This is a genomic window from Arthrobacter sp. ASL1 (assembly GCF_056680475.1).
In genome coordinates, this window is record NZ_CM155284.1 from 2,796,499 (window position 1) to 2,821,111 (window position 24,613).

The window sequence follows — 24,613 nt, forward strand, 5'->3', positions numbered from 1 at the left end:
GTGCTCCCTTGCTGGTTCGGAGGTCGGGTGGGCTATTCAGGCGGTCTGCGCGACGGGCGTGCTGGGGCGGATCCCGGCCGAGGTGATGAGTGCCCCCAAATCGGCCAGGTCGCTCTCGGTCAGGTCCTGAAGCGGCGTGCGGACCGGGCCGTTGTCGCGGCCGATGGCCTTGAGGCCGCCCTTGACGATGGAGACGCCGTACCCTGCGGCACGATCCCGGATATCGATGTAGGGAAGGACGAAACGGTTGAGCTTCTCCGTCACCGCCGCGTGGTCCAGGTTGCGCACGTCGCGGTAGAACTCCAGGGCGAATTCGGGGACGAAGTTGTACATGGCCGAGGAGTACGTGCTCATGCCCAGCTGCAACAGCGGCAGCGCGAACGTTTCGGCCGTGGGCAGCCCGCCCAAGTAGAACAGCCGGTCGCCATTACGCGAGTAGACCCGGGTCAGGTGCTCGATGTCACCGGTCGCGTCCTTGAAGCCGATGAAGTTCTCGTGGCGGGCGGCCAGGTTGGCGACTGTCTCGGCCGAGTAGATCGCGTTGGCCCGGTTGTAGACGATGACGCCGATCTTCGTGGCGGCGCATACCCGGGAAACGTGGGCTTCCAGTCCGTGCTGGTCGCATTCGGTGAGGTAGGGGGGCAGCAACAACAGGCCCTCGGCTCCGGCGGCCTCGGCGTCCTGGGTGTTGCGGATCGCCTGGGCGGTGGACCCGCCGGCGGATGCCAGCACCGGGACGCGGGAGCCGGCTTCCTCGACGGCCATCCTCACCACGTGCGCCGATTCCTCGACGGTCAGGCTGAACCCCTCGCCGGTCCCTCCTGCAGCGAACAGGCCGGCGACGCCGAAGCTCGCCTGCCACGAGAGATGCTCCCGGTACTTTGCCTCGTCGACGTTGAGGTCGGAATCAAACGCGGTCACCGGAAATGACAGCAGGCCGTCCTTTAGCGTGGTGGCAAGTTCGTGGGGGCTATAGGTGGCCATCGGTATCTTCCTTAGCGTTCAAGTTGCGCTGCCGCGGTCGGGGAGTGCTTTGGTCTCACACTATGGAGCACTAGTGATGCCTGTCCAAGCCCTATTTTGTATTGATTGATGCACTAAAGGTATTCAGTGGAGCTCGGCCCCGGGTCCCAAGCCGGTGGCTCCCAGTAGCCGGTGCAGGGCCGGGTTGGGGGAGTCCCGACGCCAGATGGCATGCAGTTCCACCACATCGGTGGGGACCCCGGCGAGGGGAAGGTAGGACACGCCGTCGATGCCCAGCAAACTCGCGGACTCCGGGACGAGTGCAACGCCGCGCCCGGCGGCCACCAGGGCGACCATCGTCAGGATCTGGCTGACCGTATGCACGACGTTTCCGTGGGCGATGGGGACATGCCGGACGGCGAGGTCATAGAAGTAGCGGGCCGAGGTTGGCGAATGCATGATGAGCGGCTGGTTCTTCAAATCGGCCTCGGTGATCGGGTTTCTGAGCGCATCCAATGGGTGGCCGGATGGCACGGCGAGCGCGAGGTTCTCCGAGAAGAGCAGCTGCGAGTGGAAGGCGTCCGAATCGAATGGCGGGCGGGCAAGTCCCAGATCCAGATCGCCGTCACGGAGCGCGACGACCTGTTCGCCGGTCACCATTTCGAGTAGCTCCACATCGACGTCGGGCAGGGCCTCGGAGATCTGGGTCAGCAGGGGACCCAGCAAGTTGTACCCGGAGGCCGCCGTGAATCCGATCTTGAGGACGCCGGCTCGTCCTGCGGCGATGTTACGGGCCGTTTGCGGGGCGCGTTCGGCGGCGATGACCAGCTTGCGCGCCTCGCCGAGGAAGGCCTGGCCCGCTGCGGTGAGGGTGACTCGACGGTTGCTGCGTTCCAGCAGGTCGACTGCGAGGGTTTTCTCGAGCTTCTGGATCTGTCGGCTCAGTGGGGGCTGGGTCATGTTCAGGCGCTCAGCGGCCCGACCGAAGTGCAATTCCTCGGCCACCGCGATGAAACTGCGTGCTTGGTCCAGAGTAAACATGATGCCTTTCCGGTATTACACAATGCAGTATTGGGGTTGGACTTGCATCGTACTGTCTTCCTAAGCTCGGAACCCAGTTGAAGGTGATTTCCTTCACACTGTGCCGCTTGCATCACTCGCGAAGCAGCAACGACCAAAATGAGGAGCTCTCCCGTGAAGAAGAACCACAGTCGCCGCGCACTGCTCGGTGTCACCGCAGCCTCTGCCCTCCTGGCCCTGACCGCCTGTGGCGGGAATGTTGGCGGCTCGGCCGCCGGGGAGGGCAAGTTCCCCGAAGGACCGATCACCCTGACAGTCGGCCAGGACGCCGGCGGATCCACCGATCTCATCGCGCGGACGACGGCCGAAGGCATGGCAGACCAGCTCGGCGTCGCAGTTCCAGTGGTGAACAAGGCGGGGGCCAATGGCGCTCTGGCCACCCAGGAAGTGGCGGGTATGGATCCTGACGGCCAGAACCTCATCCTGCTCAACGCCTCCCTGATCACCATCACGCCGCTGGCTGTCTCCGACGCGGAGACGGTTTCATTGGATGACCTGGATGTCATCAAGGGCCTGTCCCAGGATGACTACGTCCTCGTCGCCAGTGCTGACTCCGGACTCGAGACCCTGGACGACGTCAAGAAGAGTTCGAAGTCGCTGACTTTCGGTACCACCGGAGTCGGTACCGGTTCCCAGCTGTCGCAGGCCATCCTGTTTGCCCAGGCCGGCATCAAGGGCACTGAAGTGCCCTTCGACTCGGGCTCCCCGGCGCTGACGGCAGTGATGGGAAACCAGGTCCAGTTGGCCACCATCCAGCTCGGCGAAGCGAAACCGCAGATTGATGCCGGCACGGTCAAGCCGATCGTGATCTTCTCCGAGGACCGCAATACCTACCTGCCCGACGTGCCCACCGCCATCGAGGAGGGCTACGAGGTCCCGGTCTCCCAGTACCGCGCCCTGGCCGCGCCGAAGGGACTGCCCGAGGACGTCAAGGCCAAACTCGTCGACTCCGTTGAGAAGACACAGGCAAAGGACAGCTACAAGGAATTCAACGAGAAGAACATGCTCACTCCCAAGGAGATCTCCGGCGAGGAAGTCGTCCAGCAGTGGAACGACTTGGCCGCCAAGTACAAGGAGCTCACCAAGAAGTACGACATCTCGCTGTCCAGCAAGTAGCCAAGACCCCGAAGGCCACCCGGCCGCCACTATGAATCGAGCCATCATGTCGCCGCCTCGTGACCCTTCCGTTGAAAGTGACCCTGTCACCGTCGATGTCGACAGCGAACTGACGCCGGACGAGCTCGCCGCCCAATGGGAGGCCGAAACCCCGCCGCCCGCGGGGCCGACGGCCAACCTGGTTTCGTCGCTGGTGGTGCTGGTGTTGGGCGTGGCCGGGATCCTCGGTTCTGTCGCGTTGGGGCTGGGCTCGCCATCCCAGCCCCGACCCGGAATGTGGCCGTTTCTCGTGAGCCTTCTCATTGCCGTCCTCGCGCTCGCCCAGCTTGTCATGGGGCGGCGCGGGGGAAGTGATGGCGAGAAGTTTTCCAATCTTTCGTGGCTGGCAGGCATCGGATTCGTGACGCTTCTGGTCATGGTCGGGCTGATGCCGCTGATTGGCTTCGAAGTGCCCGCATTGCTCTTGTGCCTGGTCTGGATGAAGTTCCTGGGCGGAGAGTCCTGGCGTGGCACCATTCTCTATTCACTGCTGGTTGTAGCCGCCTTTTACGGGATCTTCATCCTGGCTTTGGGAACCTCCATTCCTCACCTCTTCTAGCAGCCCCTGAACTGAAGGTTTACGCATGGATTTCCTGCAACCGGTTCTCGACGGCTTCGGCGTCGTCCTTGACCCCTCAAATTTGCTCTATTGCCTCATCGGCGTCGTCATCGGCATGCTCATCGGCGTCTTGCCGGGTCTGGGTCCGGCGGCGACCATAGCCATCCTGCTTCCGCTGACGTACGGGATCGAACCCGTTACCGCCATCATCATGCTGGCGGGCATCTTCTACGGAGCCCAATATGGCGGGACCATAACCTCGGTCCTGCTCCGCTTGCCCGGTGAGGCAAGTTCAGTAGTCACCGTCTTCGACGGATACATGCTCGCCAAGAAGGGCAAAGCGGGAACTGCGCTGGGCATCGCAGCCATCGGCTCATTCATCGGTGGCACCATCTCGATCATCGGCCTGACCTTTCTGGCCCCGCTCGTGGCTAGCTTTGCCCTGGACTTCGGGCCACCGGAGTACACCGCCTTGGCGTTGGTCGGCATACTCCTGGTGGCCACCATCAGCAACGGCGCCAAGGTCAAGGCCCTCGTGGCCGCATGTTTCGGCCTGCTGCTGGCCACTGTGGGACGAGACATCTTCACCGGTGCCGAACGCTTCACCTTCGGAAACCTCAGCCTGGCCGACGGTATCGACTTCGTGCCGGTGGCCATGGGCCTGTTCGGCGTCGGGGAAATCCTCTACAACCTGGAAGAGCGGCATCGTGCCGCGCAGGCGCCGGCTACGGTAGCCAACGTCTGGCCGTCCAAGCAGGACCTGAAGCAGTCCGCCGGGGCCATCGGGCGTGGCTCGGTCCTTGGCTTCTTCCTGGGCATCCTGCCCGGTGGTGGAGCCACCATTTCGTCGATGGCGGCCTACGCTGTCGAGAAGAAAAGGGCGAAGAACCCCGAGCGTTTCGGCAAGGGCGCTGTGGAGGGGGTCGCGGGGCCGGAGACCGCCAACAATGCTGCCGCCACCAGCTCCTTCATCCCGCTGCTCACCCTGGGCATCCCCGCCAATGCCACCATGGCCATCATTTTCGGAGCGCTGCTCATCCAGGGCGTCACGCCGGGACCACAGCTCATCTCCGAGGACCCGGAATTGTTCTGGGGTGTCGTCAACTCGATGTACATCGGCAATATCCTGCTGTTGATCATGTCCATCCCACTGGTGGGGCTGTTCGTTCGGATCCTGCGGATACGTGGTGCCATCCTGGCACCCATCACGGCCCTGATCACCTTGCTGGGCGCCTACACGATCCGGAACTCGATGTTCGATGTCCTGCTGGTCGTGCTCTTCGGGGCCGTCGGCTACCTGATGAAAAAGTTCGGTTTCGAGCCGGGCCCACTGGTCCTGGCCTTCGTTCTGGGATCGCTGCTCGAATCCAATCTGCGGCGCTCCTTGCTGGTACTCGGTGGGGATCTAGGCGGATTCATGACCCGCCCGATCTCGGCCACCCTTCTGGTCGTCTTCGTCGTTGTCGCCGTCCTGCCCATGGTCAAGGCCGCGATGGCGCATCGCAAGGCCCCGGCCACCGATGACCACAACAAAATCAAGGAGAACGCATGAGCATCCTCGTCGGTTACGTCCCCACGCCCGTGGGGGAGGCGGCCGTGTCCGCCGGCTTCGCGGAGGCCAGGCTACGTCGCGAAGAGCTGTTGGTTGTGAACTCGACCCGGCAAGGTGCCCTGGTCGATAAGTTGACCGCTTCCCCGGAAGATTTGGACCGTATCCGGCGCGCGGCGGTGGAAGAGGGGGTGGAGGTCCGTGTACTCGAGTCCAATCATCGCGACGACTTGGCAGAAGCGCTCCTGGACCTCGCCGTGGAACACGACGTCAGCCTGATCGTCATCGGATTGCGCCAGCGTAGCCAGGTCGGCAAATTCATCATGGGCTCACACGCCCAACGCATCCTGCTCCAGGCGGACCGGCCGGTGTTGGCCGTCAAGACTGCTGTCCGCAACTGAGGCATTGGGAATGCCCCGACCCCGGGGTCGGGGCATTGCCCTTTCCGGGACGGTCAGGTGTCGCGCTAGCGTTCCCCGGATACGGCATCGAGGCGCCGGCGCGAGTTCACCAGATGCGTGCGCATGGCCGCTGCGGCTGCCAGGGCATCCCCGGCCCCGATGGCGGCCAGCACGGCCCGGTGCTCGGCGGTGACTTCGTCCAGATGGCTTCCACCCGCACTCGTCATGTCGAGCCGGTGGCGAGGCATCGAAATCATCGTGGGCCCTAGCCCGGAGAGCAGTTCCGTGAAGTACGGGTTGCCGCTGGCTTGGGCGACGGCGAGGTGGAACTCGTAGTCATGGGCCAGCGCGTTGGCGGGGGATGCGCCGGCTTCCGCGAAGGACGCGAGGGCCGTTTCGAGTGTCGCCAGATGCCGGGGGGCGTGCGCGGCGGCAGCTAGTGCTGCCGCCTCGCATTCGATGCCGATGCGGAAGGCCAACAACGCATGCCGATCTTCCAGCGTCCGGGGGAGGCGGGCGGTAATCGTCCCGTGGACATCGCCCGGGGGAGTCAGGGCGAAGCTTCCGCTGCCTTTGCGCGTGTGCACCAGGCCCTCGGCCTGCAGCCGGGTCATGGCCTCGCGCACCACCGTGCGGCTGACCGCGTGCTCGGCCACCAGGGCCGCCTCGCTGGGCAGTTTCTCCCCGGCGGCGATGCGCCCCTCGACGATCTCGCGGCGGAGATGCTCAATGAGGTTGCTCGTCAGGTTCCGGCTCATGGTCAACATGTTGTCATGGTGCGGCCGCCCGATGGCCCCGGCAAGCCCCGGGCGACCGTGGCAGGGATCAGCGGCGTCCGAATTCGACCGAGGCCGTGGTCCATGCCCGTGCTTGATCGCTGAAGGTGATGCCCAGGCCGGGGCGATCCGGTACGATCATCCGGCCATTTTGGGTCGCCAAGCGCTCGTTGAACAGCGGGTCGAGCCAATCGAAGTGTTCGACCCAGGGCTCACGGGGGTAGGCGGCCGCAAGGTGGAGGTGGATCTCCATGGCGAAATGCGGCGCCAGGTCGAGACCCGCCTGGTCCGCCAGGGTGGCCAGGCGGAGGAATTGGGTGATGCCGCCAATGCGCGGCGCGTCGGGCTGGATGATGTCGCAGGCACGAGTGGCGATCAGCCGTTCGTGTTCCGCCACCGAGGCGAGCATCTCGCCGGTGGCAATCGGGGTGTCCAACGTAGCGGCAAGTGCCGCGTGTCCCTCGGCGTCGTATGCGTCCAGCGGTTCCTCGATCCACGCCAGCTCGAATTCCTCCAGCCGCCGGCCCATGCGCAGTGCCGTGGCCCGGTCCCACTGCTGGTTCGCGTCGACCATCAACGGGACATCCGGGCCGATGTGTTCGCGGACGGCCGCCACGCGGCGCAGGTCTTCTGCGCTGTCCGGAAGCCCGACCTTGATCTTGATGCCGCCGATGCCGTCCTCGAGGGAGCGTGTGGCGCGGTCCCGTACCTCCTCGATTGAAGCGTTGAGAAAACCGCCGGAGGTGTTGTAGGTGCGCACGGAGTCGCGATGGGCCCCGAGAAGCTTGGCCAGCGGCAGCCCTGCCCGCTTGGCCTTCAGGTCATAGAGGGCGACGTCCAATGCGGCGAGCGCCTGTGTGGCAACTCCCGAGCGGCCGACGGAGGCGCCGGCCCAGAGCAGCTTGTTGTACAACTTGGCGATGTCGTTGGGGTCCTCCCCGATCATCACCTCGGCGACTTCGCGTGCGTGGGCGTACTGGGCGGGGCCTCCGGCGCGCTTGGAGTAGGAGAAACCGAGCCCCTCGTGTCCTTGCTCGGTGGAGATCTCCGCGAACAGGAACACGACCTCGGTCATCGGCTTCTGACGGCCGGTGAAGACCTTGGCGTCTGAGATAGGGGTGGCCAGGGGGAGGGTGGCGGTCGAGAGCTTGACGTGCCGGATGGCATCGGGGGAACAAGTCACGGGGACGTCCTTGGATTGGCGGCTGAGACCACCAATAATACAAGTACGAAAGCTGTATTACAAGTAAGGATTCGAGTGAATTTCCGAACCCGGACCGACCGACCGCCCGTTCGCCGTAAGATGCCACCGCGGGTCTTAACGGCGGGACCGCCATGGTGGGACTGTCCTGCCGGAAGCCCGCCCGTACCACGGTAGGGAATTCCGCAGCCGCCGATGAGAAGCTGCACGACGTTGCGGTTCCGGACATGATGAGGGCCCCGGCTTGGGGGAAAGTCGGGGCCCGATTCATCACTCGCACCTTTATGAGGTAGTCACCACTCTAAGTACCCAACCTTGGCAGATCCTGTATGGGGCGTGTGGGTTGGCCGGGTATGCCAGGCCGGGCCAGGGTCAGCATTGTTCGCTCAGGCGCATGAGGCGCGCACCGTTCTCCCACAGCACGGAGCGCAGCCACGTGTCACCGAATCCCAGCCGCGCCAGCGCCTCGAGCTGGTGGGCGTACGGGTAGGGGATGTTCGGGAAGTCGGAACCGAGCACGATCCTTTGTCGCAGGCCGGGCAGCCGCTCGAGGTAGCCCGGGGGCATCGGCGCGAACTGATTGGTGAAATCAGTGCCCACCATCGTCGTATCCAAATGGACGTTCGGATATTCCTCGACAAGGTCGGCGAATGCATCGTATTCGGGCATGCCCTGATGGGCGATCACCAACACCAGGCGTGGATGGAGCTCCAGCAACCGGCGGATGGGGGCCGGCCCGGTGAATTCGCCGCTGCTGGGTGCCGAGCCCGCATGGATGACCACCGGGGTCCCGGACTCCTCCAGGGCCAGCCAGGCATCGTCGAGTTGGGGGTCGGTGGGGGAGAACCCGCCCACAGTGAGGTGGATCTTGAAGAGCCGGGCACCGTCCCCGATTTGCCAGCGTACTTGATCGCCCGCACCAGGTTCGGGGTAGAACGTCGCGCAATGCACGGCTTCCGGGACCCGATCGACGAATTCCCGGCTCCAGTCGTTCAGCCATGCGGCCATTCCCGGCTTGTGCGCGTACGACAAGGCAGGGACGGCCCGCAGTCCGAGGCGTCGTAGTGTCGTCAGCCGGGATTCCTCATTCGTGCGGTAGGTGATGGGCCAGGCGCGTCCGTAGTGCAGTTCCGCCTCGTCGAAATACGTCCAGACCTTGCGCATCATCGGATCGGGTAGGAAGTGCACGTGGATGTCGGCCAGCCCGGGGATGCCTAGTGCCCGCAAGAAGCCAGGGACCTCGGCGTCCGAAGTCGGTCCAATGGTTGTCATGCTGTGGGGCCTCCCAGTAGTCGGTAGTCGTTTCGGCCACCAGTCGCAGTCTAGGCAGCGCATGGGGCGGAGCGCCAAGACGGTCCGAGGCCAAGGGGGCGAAGCGCGACGCGGATGGGGGAGTCTCCGGGAGCTGGGTGCGACGGCGGAGCAGGACATGATGAAGGCCCCAGCCGGGGGACGGCTGGGGCCTCTTTTTGCATCACTCGCACCTTGATGAGGTACTTATGACATTAGGCTCCAAAGCTTTGAGGCGGCTGTACGTGGAGTGGGTATTCGCCGGTATCCCTATTGCTGGGACCGGGCAGGGGTTTCCTCCTCGTGTGCGGCCACGGCATCGGCATCCCGGCCGCTCCAGATCTTCACGACCGCCCAGCCGACAGCCGTCAGCGGCACCGACAGCACGGCGCCGACGATCCCGCTGAGCACCGTGCCGATCGTCAACGCCAGCAAGATGACCAGCGCGTGGAGGTGGAGGGCCTGGCCCATGACCACCGGCTGCAGGAAGTTGCCCTCGAGCTGGTTCACGAGGATCACCACGCCCAGCACGATCAACGCGACGACCGGGCCGTTGGCCACCAGGGCCACCAAGGTCGCCAGGATGCCGGCAAACGTCGCGCCGACGATCGGGATGAACGCGCTGATGAACACGATGGCCGCCAGCGGCAGGGCCAAGGGGACATTCATGATCCACAGGGCAATCCCGATGCCGCTCGCGTCGACCAATGCGACGATCGCGGTCCCGCGGATATAGCCGCCGAGGGTGGTCAGGGTACGGTCACCACTGGCCTGCCACTTGGGCTCGTGGCTGCGGGGGATCCAGGACAGGAAAAAGGCCCAGATCTTGTCGCCGTCCTTCAGGAAGAAGAACATGATGACCAACAGCAGCACCAGGCCGGTGAAGAAACTGCCTGCGGCGGAGATTCCGGTCAGGGCCCCGGCACCGAACTGCTTGCTGGTCAGGAAGTCGGTGACGGTCTTCACGCCCTCATCGATCTGGCTCTGGCTGATTTGGAATGGCAGGTTCTTCGCCAAGCCCTGTAGCTGGTTGAAGCCTTGTACCGCCTGGTCGACGAGCCCGGGCCACTCGGCGCGTACGGCGAAGACAATCCCGGTTCCAACGCCTCCAAGGATCACGAAGGACCCGAGGAACACCGTCCAGGCGGCGAGCATGGACGACATGAACCGGCGCATCAACCGCACCAATGGCCAGAGCGCGCTGGTGAGGATCAGGGCAATCAGCAGCGGCAGGACCACCACGCTGACCTTGGCCAGACCGACCACCGCGGCACCGGCGAGGACCAGGAGCAACAGGACCTGGCCGGCCCGCGTCGCACTGCGGCCCAGTCCGCTGGACCACAGCAACGCCACCCGGTCGGTCGGGGCGACGCGGACGTCGGCGGCTCCGAGCGCGTCGACGCGCGCGTGGCGCCCCCCGGACCCCAGGGGGACGGCAGGACCGTCCTGTGCAGGTCTGCGGCGGCGGAAGGGGCGGAAACTCATGCGGTGGCCTCAGTCGTCATGGTCCCCACTCTAAGGTAGGGACCACTGCCGCCCCAGCTAATCCGCGATGTACAACAGGCGCTTGTTCACGAACTCGTCCATGCCCAGCGGGCCCAGCTCGCGACCGAATCCGGATCGCTTGACGCCGCCGAACGGCAGGTCGGCATCCTCGCCGATGCCGTTGACGTTGGCCATGCCGACCTCCAGCCGCTGGGCGAGGCGGCGGGCACGGTCCTCATCGGTGCTGAAGACCGCTCCGCCCAGGCCGTAGCGGGTGTCGTTCGCGAGCTTCAGCGCTTCTTCGTCGGAGGAGACCTTGTAGACGACGGCGACGGGACCGAAGAGCTCCTCGCTGTAGGCGCGCATGTCCTCGGTGATACCGGTCAGCACCGCCGGTGCGTAGTAGGAGGCCGGACCCTCGTGCAGGGTTCCGCCGGCGTGAAGGGTGGCCCCCTTCGCGACGGCGTCCTGGACCTGCTCGTGCAGGGCTTCGGCGGCGGCGCGGGAGGACAGCGGTCCGAACGTCCCCTTGTTCTCCTGGGCCGGGTCCCCGGGGAGGAGTCCGTCTGCCTGTTCGGTGAGGCCGGCGACGAACTCGTCGTAGATGTCCTCCATGACGATCATGCGCTTGTTGGAGTTGCAGGCCTGGCCGGTGTTCTCGATCCGGGTGTCCCAGGCCAGTTTGGCGGCGGCCTTGACGTCGTCGGAATCCAGGACCACATACGGGTCGGAGCCGCCGAGTTCCAGCACGGCCTTCTTCAGGTTCTGGCCGGCGAGCTGGCCGATGATGGCCCCGGCCCGTTCGGAGCCGGTCAGCGAGACGCCCTGGATGCGCGGATCGGCGATGATGTCGGCAATCTGCTCGTGCGAGGCGAACAGGTTCACGTAGGCACCTGCGGGGACACCGGCGTCGTCCATGATCTTCTGGATGGCTAGCGCGGAGCGCGGGCAGGTCTCGGCGTGCTTGAGGATGATCGTGTTGCCCAGCATCAGGTTCGGGGCGACAAAGCGGGCGACCTGGTAGTACGGGTAGTTCCAGGGCATGATGCCCAGCAGCGGACCGACGGGCAGGCGCTGGACCATGGCGCGGCCGCCGCCGATGGCCTTGATCTCCTGGTCGGCGGCCAGGGTGGGGCCCTCATCGGCGAAATAGTTGAAGATGTCGGTGCAGAACTCCGCCTCGCCCTTGGACTCCGAGAGGGGCTTGCCCATTTCCTCGGTGATCGTGGCGGCCAGCTCGTCGGCGCGTTCGGTGAACAGCTCGGCGACGCGCTTGACGATGGGGGCGCGCTCGGCGATCGGCAGCGAACCCCAGGAGGCATAGGCGGACTGAGCCGCGGCCAGGGCCTCGCCGACCTGTGCGTCCGTGGCGGTTTCGAAGGTCTCGACGATCTCGCCCGTGGCGGGGTTCAACACGCGGTAGCCGGGCTGGTTGGACTGCTGGGCGGTGGTTGGCACTGCCTGACTCCTCTTCGTTGGGACTAAGGGGTGCGCCCCGTGGAACGGCGCACGAAACCATCATGTCCCGGATGGGCGGGTTTGTGAATCGGGTCACTGCATCTGCACATTTTGGCCGCTCGCCAACAGTGCAGGGGACCGGTTGTCGGCCCCCACGGTCCCGCCTACGAGTCGGAAAACTGGCGCCAGATGTCCACGCTATCGGCCCCATTGGTGATGCCGTCGACCAGTTCGAGTTCCTTCGCCGTGAACGACGTGTTCCCGACCGCGGCCAGGTTCTCGTCGAGCTGGCGGGTCGAGGAGGCGCCGACGAGCACTGAGGTGACCCCGCCCTTGCGCAGCAGCCAGGCGATGGCAAGCTGTGCCAGCGTCTGGCCGCGCTGCTCGGCCAGTTTCGCCAGTTCGCGGGCCTTGGACAGGTTCTCCTCCGTCAGCCCGGCCAACGAGGAGCGGCCGCCGGAGGGGACCGCGTTCTTGTCGTCGAGGTACTTGCCGGTCAGCAGGCCCTGGGCCAGCGGGGTGAAGGCGATCGAGCCCATGCCCAGGTCGTCGAGGGTGTCCAGCAACCCGTCCTCGACCCAGCGGTTGAGCATCGAGTAGGAGGGCTGGTGGATGACCAGCGGGGTGCCGAGCTCGTCGGCGACCTTCTTGGCCGCCGCAGTGCGTTCGGGGGAGTACGACGAGATCCCCACGTAGAGCGCCTTGCCCTGGCGCACCAGCGTGTCCAGTGCGCCGACGGTCTCCTCGATGGGCGTCTCGGGATCGGGGCGGTGGGAGTAGAAGATGTCCACGTAATCCAACCCCAGGCGCTGCAGGGACTCTTCCGCCGAGGCGATCAGGTACTTGCGCGAGGCCCAATTGCCATACGGGCCCGGCCACATGTCGTAGCCGGCCTTGGAGGAGACGACGAGCTCGTTGCGATACGCCTTGAAGTCGGTGCGCAGCATCCGCCCGAAGTTCTCCTCGGCGGACCCATAGGGAGGGCCGTAGTTGTTGGCCAGGTCGAAGTGGGTGATGCCGTGGTCGAAGGCGTGGCGCAGGACCTCGCGCTGGGTGTCGAACGGGCGGTTGTCCCCGAAGTTCCACCACAGGCCCAGGCTCAACGGCGGGAGCAGCAGCCCCGAGTTGCCGACCCGGCGGTAGCCGAGCGTGTCGTGCCGGTCCTCGGCTGCGGCGTAGGGGCGGTGGCCTTCATGGGCGCGGTCGACGTGGATGTCCTGGACCAAGGCGGGTCTCCTCACGGGATGACGGGTGGGTTCAGCCCCATGCTACGCGGTGGCGGCCATCACGTCCCGGGCCAGCCGGTGGCCCACCAACGGGCCCATCGTCAGGCCGGCCGGACCGAATCCGGTGTTGGCCCAGACGCCCGGTGCCAGCCGGCGGGTGACCGGCAGGGCCTCCGGGCTCATCGGACGGATGCCGACGCGGGTCTCCAGCACGGTGGCGTCCGCCAGGCCCGGGGCCAGCTCCAGGACGCCGTCGTACAGCTTGCGCTGCCCGGCCGCGGTGCGGCGCACGTCGATCCCCGTGCCGTCCTCCCGGGTGGCCCCGAAGACCAGTCGCGACCCGCCGAAGGCGACCATGTACACCTCTCCGAGAGGATGCACGCTGGGCCAGTCGTCCGTGGTGTGTCCGTCGGCGCGCAGGTGCAGGATCTGCCCGCGTTGGGGCACGACGCCGGTGCCCACTCCCAGCGGGGCGAGGACCTCATCGGTCCACACTCCCGCGGCGACGATGATGGCGTCCGGCTCGAGGATCCGGCCGCCTGCGTCGAGGCCCGGGGTGCCGGAGGCCGTCCGGGCCGGCAGCAGTTTCGCGGCGGCCTCGATGAGCTCGGCACCGCACGCCCGGGCGCCGCGGATCAACCCGTCGCGCAGGGACCGCCCGTCGACCCGGGCCGCACCACCCAGGTGCAGGCCCGCCAGGCCCGGGCGCAGCGGTGGAAAGAGTTGCCGCGTCTCGTCGGCGTCGACCCGGCGCAGGGTGCCGGCCACCGTGGATCCGGAGATGCGGGAGGAGATGCGTTCCGCCGTCGTGCGCAGGAGGTCCGCGTCGTCGTGGACGAGAAGGCCACCGGTGACGCGGTAGTCAACGTCGTCCACGCCCACGGCCGCCAGCTCCTCCAGGAGACGTGGGTAGTACTCGGCGCCGGCGGCGTAGAGGTCGTAGAAGGGGCCCTCGCTGGCGGTGGCCCACGGCATGATGATGCCGGCACCGGCCGGGGTTGCGGCACCGGCCGGTGCCGGCGTCGACGAGGGTCGTGCGGGCCCCGGCGCGGGCCAGGGCAAAGGCGGTGGAGGCGCCGGCGACGCCGGATCCGAGGACGGCGATATGGGGGGATGCTGGTCGGGCCATGGGCACAGACTACGTGGCCGTCCGCCCGCTGGCGGCCTGCGGGTTAAATCGGTTAAAAGAGTGAAGCACCGGCCATAGCGGACAAGGAGGCGACAAACCGCTATAACCGGTGCTTCTGATCACTCGCACCTTTGAGAAGGTTCCATCAGCCTAACCAGCGATCCTTGGAGCCAGCTGTGCGTCCCGTGGCAGCTCCGTGGGAGCCTGCGGGGGTCAGTAGTTCGACGGCGGATCCGATGCGGGAAAGGATTCCTCCTCCCACTCGTCCACGCGCTCGTCGTCGTGGTCGTGCTGGGCCTTGTGGGCCTTGGCCGCTGCGGCCTCGGCGCTGTCCGGCTCCGCGGCCGGACCGTCCGTGGACAGCCCCTCGGGGTTCTCACTCATGGCTTCCTCCCTCGTTAACGTGCCTATGAACCCAGTCTCGCCCCGAAGCGCTGGCCTGTCGAGGGTGGCTGGTGCGGCGGTGGACGCCGGTCTTAACGAGACGAGCACCGGCTGAATCGATAGTTGGGGGGAATCATCGATTATCCAGCCGGTGCTCTCATCACTCGCACCTCCATGAGGCACTTAAAGACAATAACGGCCGAAGCTTGGCGTTCACTGGCAACGGCGGCAACGCACAGTGTGAATGCCCGGTGCCGGGCCCTGGCGGGCCGCGGGATAGCCTGAGGCCATGGCCGAAGCACCCAATACCCTGGACGGGACCACCATCTCCTACGATGCGACGGGGGAGGGCCCCGCCGTCGTCCTGCTGCACGGTTCGGCGCTCTCGCGGGCGATCTGGCGCGGCCTCGGATACGTGAAGGCGCTGGACGGCTTCACGGTGGTGCGGATCGACCTGCGCGGGCACGGCCGCAGCGCCAAGCCGCACACTCCCGGGTCCTACGCGATGGACCTGCTGGTGGCCGACGTCCTGGCGGTCATGGACGCCGAGCGGCTGGCCGGCGCGGCCGTCGTCGGCTACTCGTTCGGCTCGCGCGTCGGGTTCTCGCTGGCCGCGACGGCGCCGGGGCGGGTCCGGAAGCTGGTGACACTCGGTGGGACGTTCAGGCCGCAGTCCGGCCAGGTGGCGAAGGTGTTCTTCGACGGGTACCTCGATGCCCTCCGCACCGGCGGGATGCAGGCCTTCGTCGACGGGCAGCGGCTGGACCCGCAGACCCGGGCGGCCTTCATGGCCAACGACTCCGAGGCCCTGGTGGCCTACTTCGAACGCACCGAGATCGAACCCGGGCTCGAGGAATCCGTCCTGTCGGACCTGGACCTCCAGGCGCTGCTCATGGCCGGGACGCGGGACCGGGAGCGCTACCTCGACTCACGGCGGGCCGCCGAGCTGATGCCCGACGCCCGGTTCGTCCCCCTGGAAGGCCGAACCCACGGTTCGACGCTCTACCCGCCGGATCAGGTGCTGGCCGAGATGCTTCCGTTCCTGCGCGGATGACTACTTGTTGAAGGCCGAAACGCCGGTGATGGAGCGGCCGATGATCAACGCCTGGACGGTCTCGGTGCCCTCGTAGGTGTGGACGGCCTCGATGTCCGCCAGATGCCGGGCCACCCGGTTCTTGATCAGGATGCCGTTGCCGCCCAGCAGGTCCCGGGCGTTGGAGGCGATCTGCCGGGCGGTGCGGGTGCAGGTGTACTTCGCCAGCGACGCCTGGACGGGGGAGAGCTCACCCTTCTCCTCGCGGCGGGTCATCTGCATGACCATCAGCTGCATGGTCGCCAGCTCGGAGTGCATGCGGGCCAGGCGTTCCTGGACCACCTGGGCCGAGGCCAGGGGCCGGCCGAACTGGGTGCGCTGCGCGGCGTACTGCACCGCCGACTCGTAGCAGGCCGTCGCGTGGCCGACGGCGGACCAGGCGACGCCCAGCCGGGTCGCGAACAGGACCTTGGCGGTGTCCTTGAACGAGTTGGCCCCGGGCATGACGTGCGAATCGGGGACGAAGACGTTCTCCAGGCGGATGTGGGCCTGCCAGATGGCCCGCAGGCTCAGCTTGCCGGGGATCGTGGTGCCGGTATAGCCCTCCCACTCCTGCTGGACGATGAATCCGCGGATGTTGCCCTCGTCGTCGCGCGCCCAGACGACGGTGATGCCGCCGGTCGAGCCGTTGCCGATCCACTTCTTCTCGCCGTTGAGCACGTAGCCGCCGTCGACGCGGGTCGCCCGGGTCTCCAGCGACACCGAATCCGAACCGTGGGTCGGCTCGGTCAGTGCGAACGCACTCAGGATCTCGGCGCGGGCCATCTTCGGGACCCACTTGGCGATCTGCTCGGGCGAACCGCAATACGCGATCGAGCGCAGCGCGAGCCCGGCCTGCACGGCCCCGATGGTGCCGACCGAGCCGTCGGCCCGGGAGAGCTCCATGTTGACCAGCCCCGCGGCCAGGGTGCTCATCGCCGGGTAGCCCTCGACGTCGATGCCGTCGCGCAGCAGGTCCAGGTCGCCGAGCCGGGTGGCCAGCTGGAAGGGGTAGTCGGAGCGGTCCCAGTAGTCGTCGATGACCGGGCGCACCTCGTCGAGCCCGAACCGGCGGGCGCGGTCCCAGTAGGCGCGGTCCTCCGCCGGGATGTTGTCCTCGCCGAACAGTCCGGCCGGGTCGACGTCGACCTCGCCCCAGAGCTCGTACTCCGGTTCGACGACGCCGAGCGGGAATTCGGCCAGCGGGGATTCCGTCGCGGTGGTGGTATCTGGGGTGCTCATGGGGTTGTCCTTCGGCTCAATGCGGCCGGGCGCACGGGCGTCGGCGGTCCGGGGGTGTTCCCCCAGCATCGCTGAAACTCCGGTTCAGGTCAAGACACTCAGTTTCATCTGCGGTCGTTCAGGCGGAGGGCGGATCGGCCTGGAGGGCACGGCGGACGGCCTCGAGGACGTCGTCGGTGGCCGCTCCGGTATCGGCGATGGCGACCACGACCCGGCCGGGCCGTGCGGCTTCCGGTTCCGTCCCGGCGCCCTCGATCCGGGGCAGGAAGATCCCGGCCAGCTGGCCCAGTTCGGTGGCCAGGCGTCCGCGCAGCGTGGCGTCCCGATCGGAGAGCCAGCTGCGCAGGAAGGCGTTGTGGACCGCGACGACGGCCGCGGCGTAGGCGGTGACGCCCAGCTGTGGCCCCTCCAGTCCGGGGCCGACGCCGAGTGCCGCCCGGATCCCACGGCGGAAGGCCCGCTCGTACCGGTGCGTGCTGACCAGCTCGCGGTCGCGCAGCGAGGGGACCTCGTGCAGCAGCCGGAACCGCAGGGAGGACGCCCCGGGGCTTGCGGTGTGGTGGTCGAAGACGGACAGGGCCGCCGCGGCCACGCGTTCCGCGACCCCGCGTCCGGGCTCCGCCAGGTGCTGCTCGAGGGCGTCGATGACGGCCTCCATGTCGGAGAAGACCATGTCCTCCTTGGAGCCGTACCGCCGGAAGAAGGTACTGCGGCTCATGCCCAGGACCTCCGCCAGCTGGTCCACGCTGGTGGCGTCGAATCCGCGCTCGACGAGCAGTCGCAGGGCGGGCTCGGGCACGCTCAGGGTGTGGTCCATGCCGGTGAATCTAGCACGGGAGGGATTCAGTCGCGGGTCTCCGGGACGGCGACCGGACGCCGGAAGAACAGGCAGACGACGGCGGCGAAGACGGCAACCAGTCCCGGCAACAGCAACGACTGGCCCAGCGCCGTGGAGAACGCACCGTGCAGGAATTCGGGGATCGCCTGGCCCATGGTGGCCTCCGATCCCGCCCCGGCCGCGCCGCCGGCATCCGCGGTGTGCGGCATCGTGGCCAGCACCGCCGTGGATTCGACGCTGATGCGTGCCTCCATCAGGAAGGCGATCAGGGCCGACCCGAGGACGGCGCCGACCTGGCGGGTCGTGTTGTAGACGCCGGATCCGGCACCGGCGTCGGCCTGGCCCAGGTCCCGCGTCGCGGTCAGGGAGACCGATGGCCAGATCCCGGCGCTGCCGATGCCCATCACCACGGGCGGCAGCAGCAGCACCCACAGGGGGACGTCGGGGGTGAGCAGCAGCCCGTAGGCGACGATCCCGCCGCCGAAAAGCAGGAACCCCGGGACGGCAAGCACCTTGGGGTCGATCTTGTTGGTCATCCGGCCGGCGAAGGGGGCCAGCACCCCGGAGACCACGGCCATCGGGGCGATCATCAGGGCCGACATGGTCGGGGTCATGCCGCGCACCGACTGCAGGTACAGGATCATGGGGAAGCTCATCGCGGTGATCGCCAGGCCCATGGCGGTGATCGCGATGTTGGCCAGGGAGAAGTTGGCGTTGCGGAACAGGCCCAGCGGCAGCAGCGGCTCGCGCCGATTGAAGGACTGCCAGATGACGAACCCGATCAGCACCACGACACCGACGATGATCAGCGACCAGACCGTGACCGGTCCCGCGATGGTGCCCCAGTCGTAGGTGTTGGCCTCCTGGATGCCGAACACGATCAGGAACATGGCCACCGCGGAGAGCACCACGCCCAGCCAGTCGAAACTGTGGCTGTGCCGGGGCAGCTGGGGGACCTTGACCCACACGCGCCACAGGGCCAGCAGGCCAACCGGGACGTTGACGAAGAAGATCCATTCCCAGCCCAGGGTGTCCACCAGGACGCCGCCGACGATCGGTCCGGCCAGGGTCGCTACACCGGCGACGGCCCCCCAGACGCCCATGGCCGCCCCGCGGCGCTGCGCCGGGAACATGCGCGTGATGAACGTCATCGTTTGCGGTGTCATCATGGCCGCGCCCAGGCCCTGGGCCACGCGGGCGGCAATGAGCATGCCGATGCTCGGGGACAATCCGCACCACAGCGAGGAGGCGGTGAACAGCACCAGCCCGATCAGGTACAGGTTCTTCGGCCCGAACCTATCGCCCAGGCGTCCGGTGACCAGCAGGGGCACGGCGAACGCCAGCAGGTAGGAGCTGTTGACCCAGATGACCCCGTTGATCCCGGTGTCCAGCCCGCGCATGATCGCCGGCATCGCCGTGGAGACGATCGTGGAGTCCACCAGGATCATGAAGAACCCGATCACCAGGGCCCACAGGGCGGTCCAGGCGGCGCGGTCGTCCGGCGCGGTTTTCGGGGAGGTCTGTGCGTTGGTCACCGATAGAGACTACTCCGCGCGGCGCGGCTTGGGACCTCCGAAAGCCGGTGATCTGGGCGACGTCGCGCCCGGCCGTCAGCCGGTGCGGACAGTGCCCTCGATGCAGGTGATGGCCTGCCCCGAGACCCAGATGCCGCCGTCGTGCTCCGAGAGCCCGACCTGCCCGGCGCGCCCCAGCCGGGTCCCCTGGCGCACGGTGTACGACGACGGGGCGAGCCCGGCCGGGATCATCCACTGGGCGATGCCCGCGTTGAGGCTGCCGGTCACGGGGTCCTCGGGCAGGCCCTCGCCGGGGCAGAAGGCGCGGACCTCGAAGTCGGCCGGCACGCCGGCGACGGCCGTCTCGAAGGCAGCCCCACCGCCGGCCGGACGCAGCGGCTCGAGCTCGGCGCGGGTCCCCTTGGGGCGGTGTTCGTCGCGGCGGGCGTAGGAGCCGGCCTTCACCCCCGGGGCCAGATGCGGGCCGATCACCCCGATCTCCAGGCCCTCCAACGCCGGGAAGTCCGGTTCCAGCGCCAGCACGGCATCGGCGTCGCGCAGCACCAGCACCGCCCACTGGGGTCCGTTGGCCACCCATTGGTGGTCGAGCACGTCATGTGCGTCGAGTCCCAACCCGGAGAGTGCCCAGGCCAGGACGTCGTCCTCGAGGGGGCCGGTGCGTTGCAGCGGAGGGGAGCGGAAGGCCAGGCGGTTCCCGCCGTCCCCGTCCCGTCCCTCGGTGCGGACCTCGATCAGCCCGGCGCCGCATTCCTGCACGATGACCCCGGGGCGGTGGGGCCGGCCGCCGGCCTCGAGCCAGGCGTGGGCCGTGCCCAGGGTGGGATGGCCGGCGAAGGGCAGCTCCGTCGTCGTCGTGAAGATGCGGACCCGGTAGTCCGCCGACGGGTCGGTGGGCGGGAGCACGAACGTGGTCTCGGCCAGGTTGGTCCAGTTCGCGAAGCGCAGCATCGCCTCCTCGTCGAGGCCGTCGGCATCCAGGACGACGGCGAGGGCGTTGCCCCGGTAGGCGGTGGAGGTGAAGACGTCGACTTGGCGGAATGGGCGGAGGCTCATGGCGCCATCGTGGCACACCGGACCCGGCGGGGGAGGCCCCCGCCGGGTTCATGACGTGATGGTTACCGGTGCAGCGGCATCACCACCGGTGGGCGACGTCGATGACCAGGCGCGAACCGGTCCCCGGGCCGTTGAGGATGAACGTGCGGAACGGCAGCCGGGCGCGCACGCCGAGCCCGAACGAGGTCTGGCCCTCGAAGCTGCCCAGGTAGGCCACCTGCTCGAACGTGCGGAAGCCGGAGACGTTCACTGCGCGCGTGTCGCTGGCCGGGTTGTAAGGGCTGTTGCCGGTGCGCACGATGATCCGCAGGTCGGCGGCGCCGTCGAGCGGAACCCGCTTCCCCTGGCCCTCGGTGTAGACGGCGCTGACATAGCGCACGTCGTAGCCGCGGACCTTCCCGCGCAGGTCGATGACCAGGCGGTCGTAGCAGGTGTGCTGTCCGGCGCGCGCGTTGGTGACCCGCGCCGTGGACGTGGCGGAGGCGGAATCGGCGAGCGATCCCCAGGTGATGCCGCAATACGGTGCAGCGGCCGCTGGTGCTGCCGGGGCCAGCCCCAGCCCCGCAACGAGGAGGGCGCTGGCAAGGCCCGCTTTCAGTGTCTTCATGGTTCCTTCACTCCCAAGGGTGCTTTTTTTGGCTGGTGCCCCCTGATGCCCCATGATGCGCCACCGGCGGCCCCGGGAAAAGGGATTAATCACGATGGTGCATAAATGTGATGAAGGCCCGGCTTCAGGTCGCTTTCGCGTCGGTTGGGGGAGCGTTGGGGTGGAGCAATGGCCACGGTTTGCGGCTCCTGGCCCGCCCCGGTCACGAACCCGTTCCGGCGGTCGGGGGTCATCCCACGGGAGGACACCGCCGCGGCAGGTTCAGCTCTGCGGTGGATCCGCGGGAGCCCCGCCCGGCGGAACACTGGAACCATGCACCAGAACACACCGCACCCGCAGAGCCCACCATCACTCCGACCCGCCGCCGGACGACCCGCCCCGGTCCTGGCCGCCCGCGACCTGACCCGGGCGTTCGGCAGCACCACCGCCCTGGACCGCCTCGGCCTGGACATACCGGCCGGCGGATCGCTGGCCATCATGGGTCCGTCGGGCTCCGGCAAGTCCACCCTGCTGCACACCCTGGCCGGCATCGAACGCCCGGACTCCGGATCCGTGCTGTTCCAGGACCCGTCGGCGGCCACCGGGCCCGTGGAGATCGCCGCCCTCGGCGAATCCGCCCGCTCGAGGCTGCGCCGCGGAAGTTTCGGGTTCGTCTTCCAGTCCGGCCTGCTCATCCCCGAGCTCACCGCCATCGAGAACGTCGCGATGGCGCTGATGATCAACGGCGTCCCGCGCTCGGCCGCCCTGCCGCGGGCCGCCGAATGGCTCCGGGCGCTCGGCCTGGCCGGAATGGAGGAGCGGCGCATCGGCCAGCTCTCCGGCGGACAGGCCCAGCGCGTGGCCATTGCCCGCGCCCAGGTCACCGGCGCCACCGTCACCTTCGCGGACGAACCCACCGGAGCGCTGGACTCGGCGACCTCTTCCGAGGTCCTCGACATCCTGCTCGAGGCCACGGTCGGCCGCGGCAACACCCTGGTCATGGTCACCCACGACCAGCAGGTCGCCTCCCGCTGCCACCGCGTCATCCACCTGCTCGACGGGCGGATCCTGCACGACGCCGGTGCCCCCACCCCGGGTGCCGGGGTGCTGTCATGAGGGCCTTCTCCCTCGCCTGGCTGCTGGGCCGGCCCACCCGCGGACGGCTGGCACCGCAACTGCTCACCATCACCGCCTACGCGCTGACCACTGCGCTGCTGCTGCTCGTGGCCGCCGGCGGGCTGTCGTTCCGGGTCGTACAGGACGAGCTGACCGGCCTGTACCTGATCCTGGCCGGCATCGCCGTCGTGCTCCTCGTGGTGCCGCTGGCCGTCCTGGGCGGTGCCGCGGCCCGCCTGTCGGCCCGTTCGCACGACGAGCGGTTGGCCACGGTGCGGCTGCTCGGCGGCACCCCGGCGCTCGCCGGCGCCGTGACGGTCATCGACTCCGCGGCGCTGGCCCTGCTCGGTGCCGCCGGCGGGATCGTGCTCTACCTGGCATCGGCGCCGCTGGTCGGATTGGTGCATTTCCGGGGGCGGGCCATCGGTTCCGGGATGTTCATGGCGCCGGGGATCGTGGTCGCGCTCGCCTTCGCCGTCGTGCTCATCGGCATCGTCTCGGCTGTGGTGGGGTTGCGCCGGCTGAACGTCTCCCCGCTGGGCGTGCGCATCCGGGCCGTCGCCCCGGGCGCCCGCTGGACCCGCGCCCTGGTCGCGGGCATCGTGGTCATCGCGGCGATCGCCGCCCTGCAGCAGCTCAGCGCGTTCAGCGACCTGGCGGTCATGATCGCGGTCATGCTGGGCGCCTTCGCCGCCGTGCTGGCGGTGCTCAACGTCGTCGGGCCCTGGGTCGTGGGGCTGCTGGCCAGACGCTCATTGCGCACGGCCGAGACCCCCGAACGGCTCCTGGCCGCCCGCATGATCCTCGAATCCCCGCAGGCGGCCTGGCGGCAGGTCTCCGGCGTGGCAATGACCAGTTTCGTCGCCGTGTTCGGCGGTTCTGGGGCGGCCATGATGAAGGCCACCTCGGCCGGCCAATCGAGCCCGCAGGACCTGGCCCTCGTCGACGATGTCCTGACCGGGGTGCTGGTGACGATCCTCGCCTCCTTCCTCGGCGTCTGCTGCTCGGCGGTCATCAACCAGTGCGCCCTCACCCTGGACCGCCGCGACCTCTATGCGAACCTGGGCCGGCTGGGCATGGATCCGGCCACGATGGACCGCGCCCGGGTGCGCTCGGTCATGGCACCGCTGCTGTGGGTCTCCCTCGGGTCGGCACTGGTCGCCGGCGTCCTGCTCCTGCCGCTGGTCGGCATCGCGATGATCACCTCCCCGCTGACCGTCCTGGTGGTCGCCGCGACGCTGGCGGCCGGGGTGCTGGCGGTCAGGGGAGCACTGACGCTGGCGGGTTCACGCACTGTCCTGCGGGCCGCGTAGGCCCCGGCACACACAACGCGGGGCGGGGCATCGGAAGTGACGCCGGTGACCCGTCCCGCCTTTGGGTGCCAGATTCCGTTGGTTTAATCAACATTTCTCTATGTGACATGAATAACACCAGCATCAATGATCGTTATCTACATAGGGCAGGCTAAGTTAACGGAGAGCCCCTACCTGCTGGCCACCGCGACTCCCATCACTCGTAAGGATCAACGATGTCCTCCATCAAACTGCGCCTCGGCGTCCTGCTCGGCGTCTCCGCCCTCGCCCTCACCGCCTGCGGCGGCACGTCGTCGGCATCGACCGACGCGGGTGGCGACACCACGACCATCGAGGTCCAGGACAACAACGGCACCCAGAACGTGAAGACCCCGCCCGCTTCCGTCGTCGCCACCGACAACCGGACCTTCCAGACCCTCTCGGACTGGGGCGTCGAGCTCTCCGCCGGTGCCGTCAGCCTGATGCCGGACAGCATCGCCTACACGCGGGATGACTCCATCGTGGACCTGGGTAGCCACCGCGAACCGGACCTGGAGTCCGTCGTCGCCGCCGAACCTGATCTGATCGTCAACGGACAGCGCTTCGCCCAGTTCCACGAGGACTTCGCGCGGCTGGCGCCCGAGGCCACCATCCTGGAACTGGACCCCCGCGACGGACAGCCGCTCGACGCGGAACTGAAGCGCCAGACGAGCGTGCTCGGCGAGGTCTTCGGCAAGCAGGCCGAGGCCAGGCAGCTCAACCAGGAGCTCGACGCCTCCATTGCCCGCGCCAAGAAGGCCTACGACAAGAACGACAAGGTCATGGCCGTGATCACCTCCGGTGGCGACATCGGCTACTCGGCACCGGGCAACGGGCGCACGCTCGGACCGGTGTTCGACATCCTGGGCCTGACCCCGGCACTCGAGGTCGATGATGCGAGCGAGGACCACCAGGGCGACGACATCTCCGTGGAGGCCATCGCGAAGTCCAACCCCGACTGGATCCTGGCGATGGACCGCGACGCCGCCGTTGCCGCCGAGGACGCCTCCTACCAGCCCGCCGACAAGCTCCTCGCATCGTCCGCGGCACTGGAGAACGTCCCGGCAGTGAAGAACGAGCGCATCGTCTACATGCCCGCCGACACGTACACCAACGAGGGCATCCAGACCTACACCGAGTTCTTCAACTCCTTCGCCGACGCCCTCGAGGGCTAAGGACGATCC

22 protein-coding genes and 1 pseudogene are annotated in these 24,613 nt (G+C 67.7%); 8 read left to right on the forward strand and 15 right to left on the reverse strand.

Going from position 1 to position 24,613, the window contains the following annotated elements; all coding sequences use genetic code 11:
* Nucleotides 1-36 precede the first annotated feature (36 nt).
* Together kdgD and AC1MEQ_RS13225 are read right to left on the reverse strand one after the other, a co-directional pair.
* Complete coding sequence (gene kdgD / locus AC1MEQ_RS13220; protein ID WP_479791291.1) at nt 37-984, reverse strand: 5-dehydro-4-deoxyglucarate dehydratase; 948 nt, start codon at nt 982-984, stop codon at nt 37-39.
* Between the two features lie 123 nt (nt 985-1,107).
* Nucleotides 1,108-2,004 carry a LysR family transcriptional regulator gene (locus AC1MEQ_RS13225; protein ID WP_479791293.1) on the reverse strand — a complete coding sequence of 299 codons (897 nt, stop codon included), beginning with the start codon at nt 2,002-2,004 and terminating at the stop codon, nt 1,108-1,110.
* Nucleotides 2,005-2,157: 153 nt separating this feature from the next.
* Between AC1MEQ_RS13225 and AC1MEQ_RS13230 the strand changes: the two genes are divergently transcribed.
* From AC1MEQ_RS13230 to AC1MEQ_RS13245, 4 genes are read left to right on the forward strand one after another with little or no spacing between them, the layout of a single operon-like run.
* A complete protein-coding gene (locus AC1MEQ_RS13230) occupies nt 2,158-3,159 on the forward strand; it encodes a tripartite tricarboxylate transporter substrate binding protein (protein ID WP_479791295.1) in 1,002 nt (333 codons plus the stop codon).
* 31 nt (nt 3,160-3,190) lie between these two features.
* Nucleotides 3,191-3,757, forward strand: coding sequence for a tripartite tricarboxylate transporter TctB family protein (locus AC1MEQ_RS13235; protein ID WP_479791297.1), 567 nt, complete (start codon nt 3,191-3,193; stop codon nt 3,755-3,757).
* A gap of 25 nt (nt 3,758-3,782) precedes the next feature.
* Nucleotides 3,783-5,309, forward strand: a complete 1,527-nt coding sequence (locus AC1MEQ_RS13240) for a tripartite tricarboxylate transporter permease (protein WP_479791299.1) — start codon at nt 3,783-3,785, stop codon at nt 5,307-5,309.
* Nucleotides 5,306-5,707 carry a universal stress protein gene (locus AC1MEQ_RS13245; RefSeq protein ID WP_479791300.1) on the forward strand — a complete coding sequence of 134 codons (402 nt, stop codon included), beginning with the start codon at nt 5,306-5,308 and terminating at the stop codon, nt 5,705-5,707. Before AC1MEQ_RS13240 ends, AC1MEQ_RS13245 begins: the two co-directional genes overlap by 4 nt.
* Before the next feature lie 65 nt (nt 5,708-5,772).
* Here AC1MEQ_RS13245 and AC1MEQ_RS13250 read toward each other — a convergent pair whose 3' ends face one another.
* From AC1MEQ_RS13250 to AC1MEQ_RS13285, 8 genes and pseudogenes are all read right to left on the reverse strand, one after another.
* A complete protein-coding gene (locus tag AC1MEQ_RS13250) occupies nt 5,773-6,465 on the reverse strand; it encodes a FadR/GntR family transcriptional regulator (protein WP_479791301.1) in 693 nt (230 codons plus the stop codon).
* Nucleotides 6,466-6,532: 67 nt separating this feature from the next.
* Nucleotides 6,533-7,666, reverse strand: a complete 1,134-nt coding sequence (locus AC1MEQ_RS13255; RefSeq protein WP_479791302.1) for an L-talarate/galactarate dehydratase — start codon at nt 7,664-7,666, stop codon at nt 6,533-6,535.
* Nucleotides 7,667-8,056: 390 nt separating this feature from the next.
* The gene (locus tag AC1MEQ_RS13260) at nt 8,057-8,956 is read right to left on the reverse strand and encodes an amidohydrolase family protein (RefSeq protein ID WP_479791304.1); all 900 of its coding nucleotides are present in this window, start codon (nt 8,954-8,956) and stop codon (nt 8,057-8,059) included.
* A gap of 288 nt (nt 8,957-9,244) precedes the next feature.
* Nucleotides 9,245-10,459, reverse strand: coding sequence for an AI-2E family transporter (locus AC1MEQ_RS13265; protein ID WP_479791306.1), 1,215 nt, complete (start codon nt 10,457-10,459; stop codon nt 9,245-9,247).
* Nucleotides 10,460-10,516: 57 nt separating this feature from the next.
* Nucleotides 10,517-11,917, reverse strand: a complete 1,401-nt coding sequence (locus tag AC1MEQ_RS13270; RefSeq protein WP_479791307.1) for an NAD-dependent succinate-semialdehyde dehydrogenase — start codon at nt 11,915-11,917, stop codon at nt 10,517-10,519.
* A 164-nt stretch (nt 11,918-12,081) separates the two neighbouring features.
* A complete protein-coding gene (locus tag AC1MEQ_RS13275) occupies nt 12,082-13,143 on the reverse strand; it encodes an aldo/keto reductase (RefSeq protein WP_479791308.1) in 1,062 nt (353 codons plus the stop codon).
* A 42-nt stretch (nt 13,144-13,185) separates the two neighbouring features.
* Nucleotides 13,186-14,272 (reverse strand): annotated as a pseudogene (locus AC1MEQ_RS13280) (NAD(P)/FAD-dependent oxidoreductase).
* A gap of 213 nt (nt 14,273-14,485) precedes the next feature.
* A complete protein-coding gene (locus AC1MEQ_RS13285; RefSeq protein ID WP_479791310.1) occupies nt 14,486-14,656 on the reverse strand; it encodes a hypothetical protein in 171 nt (56 codons plus the stop codon).
* 289 nt (nt 14,657-14,945) lie between these two features.
* On the opposite strand from AC1MEQ_RS13285, the gene AC1MEQ_RS13290 reads away from it, so the two are divergent.
* A complete protein-coding gene (locus AC1MEQ_RS13290) occupies nt 14,946-15,710 on the forward strand; it encodes an alpha/beta fold hydrolase (protein WP_479791311.1) in 765 nt (254 codons plus the stop codon).
* On the opposite strand, the gene AC1MEQ_RS13295 is transcribed toward AC1MEQ_RS13290, so the two are convergent.
* The 5 genes from AC1MEQ_RS13295 to AC1MEQ_RS13315 all read right to left on the reverse strand — a co-directional run bounded on the left by AC1MEQ_RS13295 (nt 15,711) and on the right by AC1MEQ_RS13315 (nt 21,003).
* Nucleotides 15,711-16,970 carry an acyl-CoA dehydrogenase family protein gene (locus AC1MEQ_RS13295; protein WP_479791312.1) on the reverse strand — a complete coding sequence of 420 codons (1,260 nt, stop codon included), beginning with the start codon at nt 16,968-16,970 and terminating at the stop codon, nt 15,711-15,713.
* A gap of 118 nt (nt 16,971-17,088) precedes the next feature.
* Nucleotides 17,089-17,787 (reverse strand): TetR/AcrR family transcriptional regulator, encoded by a 699-nt coding sequence (locus AC1MEQ_RS13300; protein WP_479791314.1) that lies wholly within the window; start codon nt 17,785-17,787, stop codon nt 17,089-17,091.
* Between the two features lie 26 nt (nt 17,788-17,813).
* The gene (locus AC1MEQ_RS13305) at nt 17,814-19,256 is read right to left on the reverse strand and encodes a DHA2 family efflux MFS transporter permease subunit (protein WP_479796134.1); all 1,443 of its coding nucleotides are present in this window, start codon (nt 19,254-19,256) and stop codon (nt 17,814-17,816) included.
* A 162-nt stretch (nt 19,257-19,418) separates the two neighbouring features.
* The gene (locus AC1MEQ_RS13310) at nt 19,419-20,396 is read right to left on the reverse strand and encodes a PhzF family phenazine biosynthesis protein (protein WP_479791315.1); all 978 of its coding nucleotides are present in this window, start codon (nt 20,394-20,396) and stop codon (nt 19,419-19,421) included.
* A 79-nt stretch (nt 20,397-20,475) separates the two neighbouring features.
* On the reverse strand, nt 20,476-21,003 hold the full coding sequence (locus tag AC1MEQ_RS13315) for an AMIN-like domain-containing (lipo)protein (protein ID WP_479791316.1): 528 nt from the start codon (nt 21,001-21,003) through the stop codon (nt 20,476-20,478).
* 312 nt (nt 21,004-21,315) lie between these two features.
* On the opposite strand from AC1MEQ_RS13315, the gene AC1MEQ_RS13320 reads away from it, so the two are divergent.
* From AC1MEQ_RS13320 to AC1MEQ_RS13330, 3 genes are all read left to right on the forward strand, one after another.
* Nucleotides 21,316-22,098, forward strand: a complete 783-nt coding sequence (locus tag AC1MEQ_RS13320) for an ABC transporter ATP-binding protein (protein WP_479791317.1) — start codon at nt 21,316-21,318, stop codon at nt 22,096-22,098.
* A complete protein-coding gene (locus AC1MEQ_RS13325; RefSeq protein WP_479791318.1) occupies nt 22,095-23,411 on the forward strand; it encodes a permease in 1,317 nt (438 codons plus the stop codon). Before AC1MEQ_RS13320 ends, AC1MEQ_RS13325 begins: the two co-directional genes overlap by 4 nt.
* 215 nt (nt 23,412-23,626) lie before the next feature.
* The gene (locus tag AC1MEQ_RS13330; protein ID WP_479791320.1) at nt 23,627-24,604 is read left to right on the forward strand and encodes a siderophore ABC transporter substrate-binding protein; all 978 of its coding nucleotides are present in this window, start codon (nt 23,627-23,629) and stop codon (nt 24,602-24,604) included.
* Nucleotides 24,605-24,613: the final 9 nt, after the last annotated feature.

Bases quoted from the DNA above. Each gene is read 5' to 3' on its own strand.
- kdgD (WP_479791291.1), bottom strand. From the start codon at position 984: ATGGCCACCTATAGCCCCCACGAACTTGCCACCACGCTAAAGGACGGC.
- AC1MEQ_RS13225 (WP_479791293.1), bottom strand. From the start codon at position 2,004: ATGTTTACTCTGGACCAAGCACGCAGTTTCATCGCGGTGGCCGAGGAA.
- AC1MEQ_RS13235 (WP_479791297.1), top strand. From the start codon at position 3,191: ATGAATCGAGCCATCATGTCGCCGCCTCGTGACCCTTCCGTTGAAAGT.
- AC1MEQ_RS13240 (WP_479791299.1), top strand. From the start codon at position 3,783: ATGGATTTCCTGCAACCGGTTCTCGACGGCTTCGGCGTCGTCCTTGAC.
- AC1MEQ_RS13245 (WP_479791300.1), top strand. From the start codon at position 5,306: ATGAGCATCCTCGTCGGTTACGTCCCCACGCCCGTGGGGGAGGCGGCC.
- AC1MEQ_RS13250 (WP_479791301.1), bottom strand. From the start codon at position 6,465: ATGAGCCGGAACCTGACGAGCAACCTCATTGAGCATCTCCGCCGCGAG.
- AC1MEQ_RS13260 (WP_479791304.1), bottom strand. From the start codon at position 8,956: ATGACAACCATTGGACCGACTTCGGACGCCGAGGTCCCTGGCTTCTTG.
- AC1MEQ_RS13265 (WP_479791306.1), bottom strand. From the start codon at position 10,459: ATGAGTTTCCGCCCCTTCCGCCGCCGCAGACCTGCACAGGACGGTCCT.
- AC1MEQ_RS13285 (WP_479791310.1), bottom strand. From the start codon at position 14,656: ATGAGTGAGAACCCCGAGGGGCTGTCCACGGACGGTCCGGCCGCGGAG.
- AC1MEQ_RS13290 (WP_479791311.1), top strand. From the start codon at position 14,946: ATGGCCGAAGCACCCAATACCCTGGACGGGACCACCATCTCCTACGAT.
- AC1MEQ_RS13295 (WP_479791312.1), bottom strand. From the start codon at position 16,970: ATGAGCACCCCAGATACCACCACCGCGACGGAATCCCCGCTGGCCGAA.
- AC1MEQ_RS13300 (WP_479791314.1), bottom strand. From the start codon at position 17,787: ATGGACCACACCCTGAGCGTGCCCGAGCCCGCCCTGCGACTGCTCGTC.
- AC1MEQ_RS13305 (WP_479796134.1), bottom strand. From the start codon at position 19,256: ATGATCCTGGTGGACTCCACGATCGTCTCCACGGCGATGCCGGCGATC.
- AC1MEQ_RS13310 (WP_479791315.1), bottom strand. From the start codon at position 20,396: ATGAGCCTCCGCCCATTCCGCCAAGTCGACGTCTTCACCTCCACCGCC.
- AC1MEQ_RS13315 (WP_479791316.1), bottom strand. From the start codon at position 21,003: ATGAAGACACTGAAAGCGGGCCTTGCCAGCGCCCTCCTCGTTGCGGGG.
- AC1MEQ_RS13320 (WP_479791317.1), top strand. From the start codon at position 21,316: ATGCACCAGAACACACCGCACCCGCAGAGCCCACCATCACTCCGACCC.
- AC1MEQ_RS13325 (WP_479791318.1), top strand. From the start codon at position 22,095: ATGAGGGCCTTCTCCCTCGCCTGGCTGCTGGGCCGGCCCACCCGCGGA.
- AC1MEQ_RS13330 (WP_479791320.1), top strand. From the start codon at position 23,627: ATGTCCTCCATCAAACTGCGCCTCGGCGTCCTGCTCGGCGTCTCCGCC.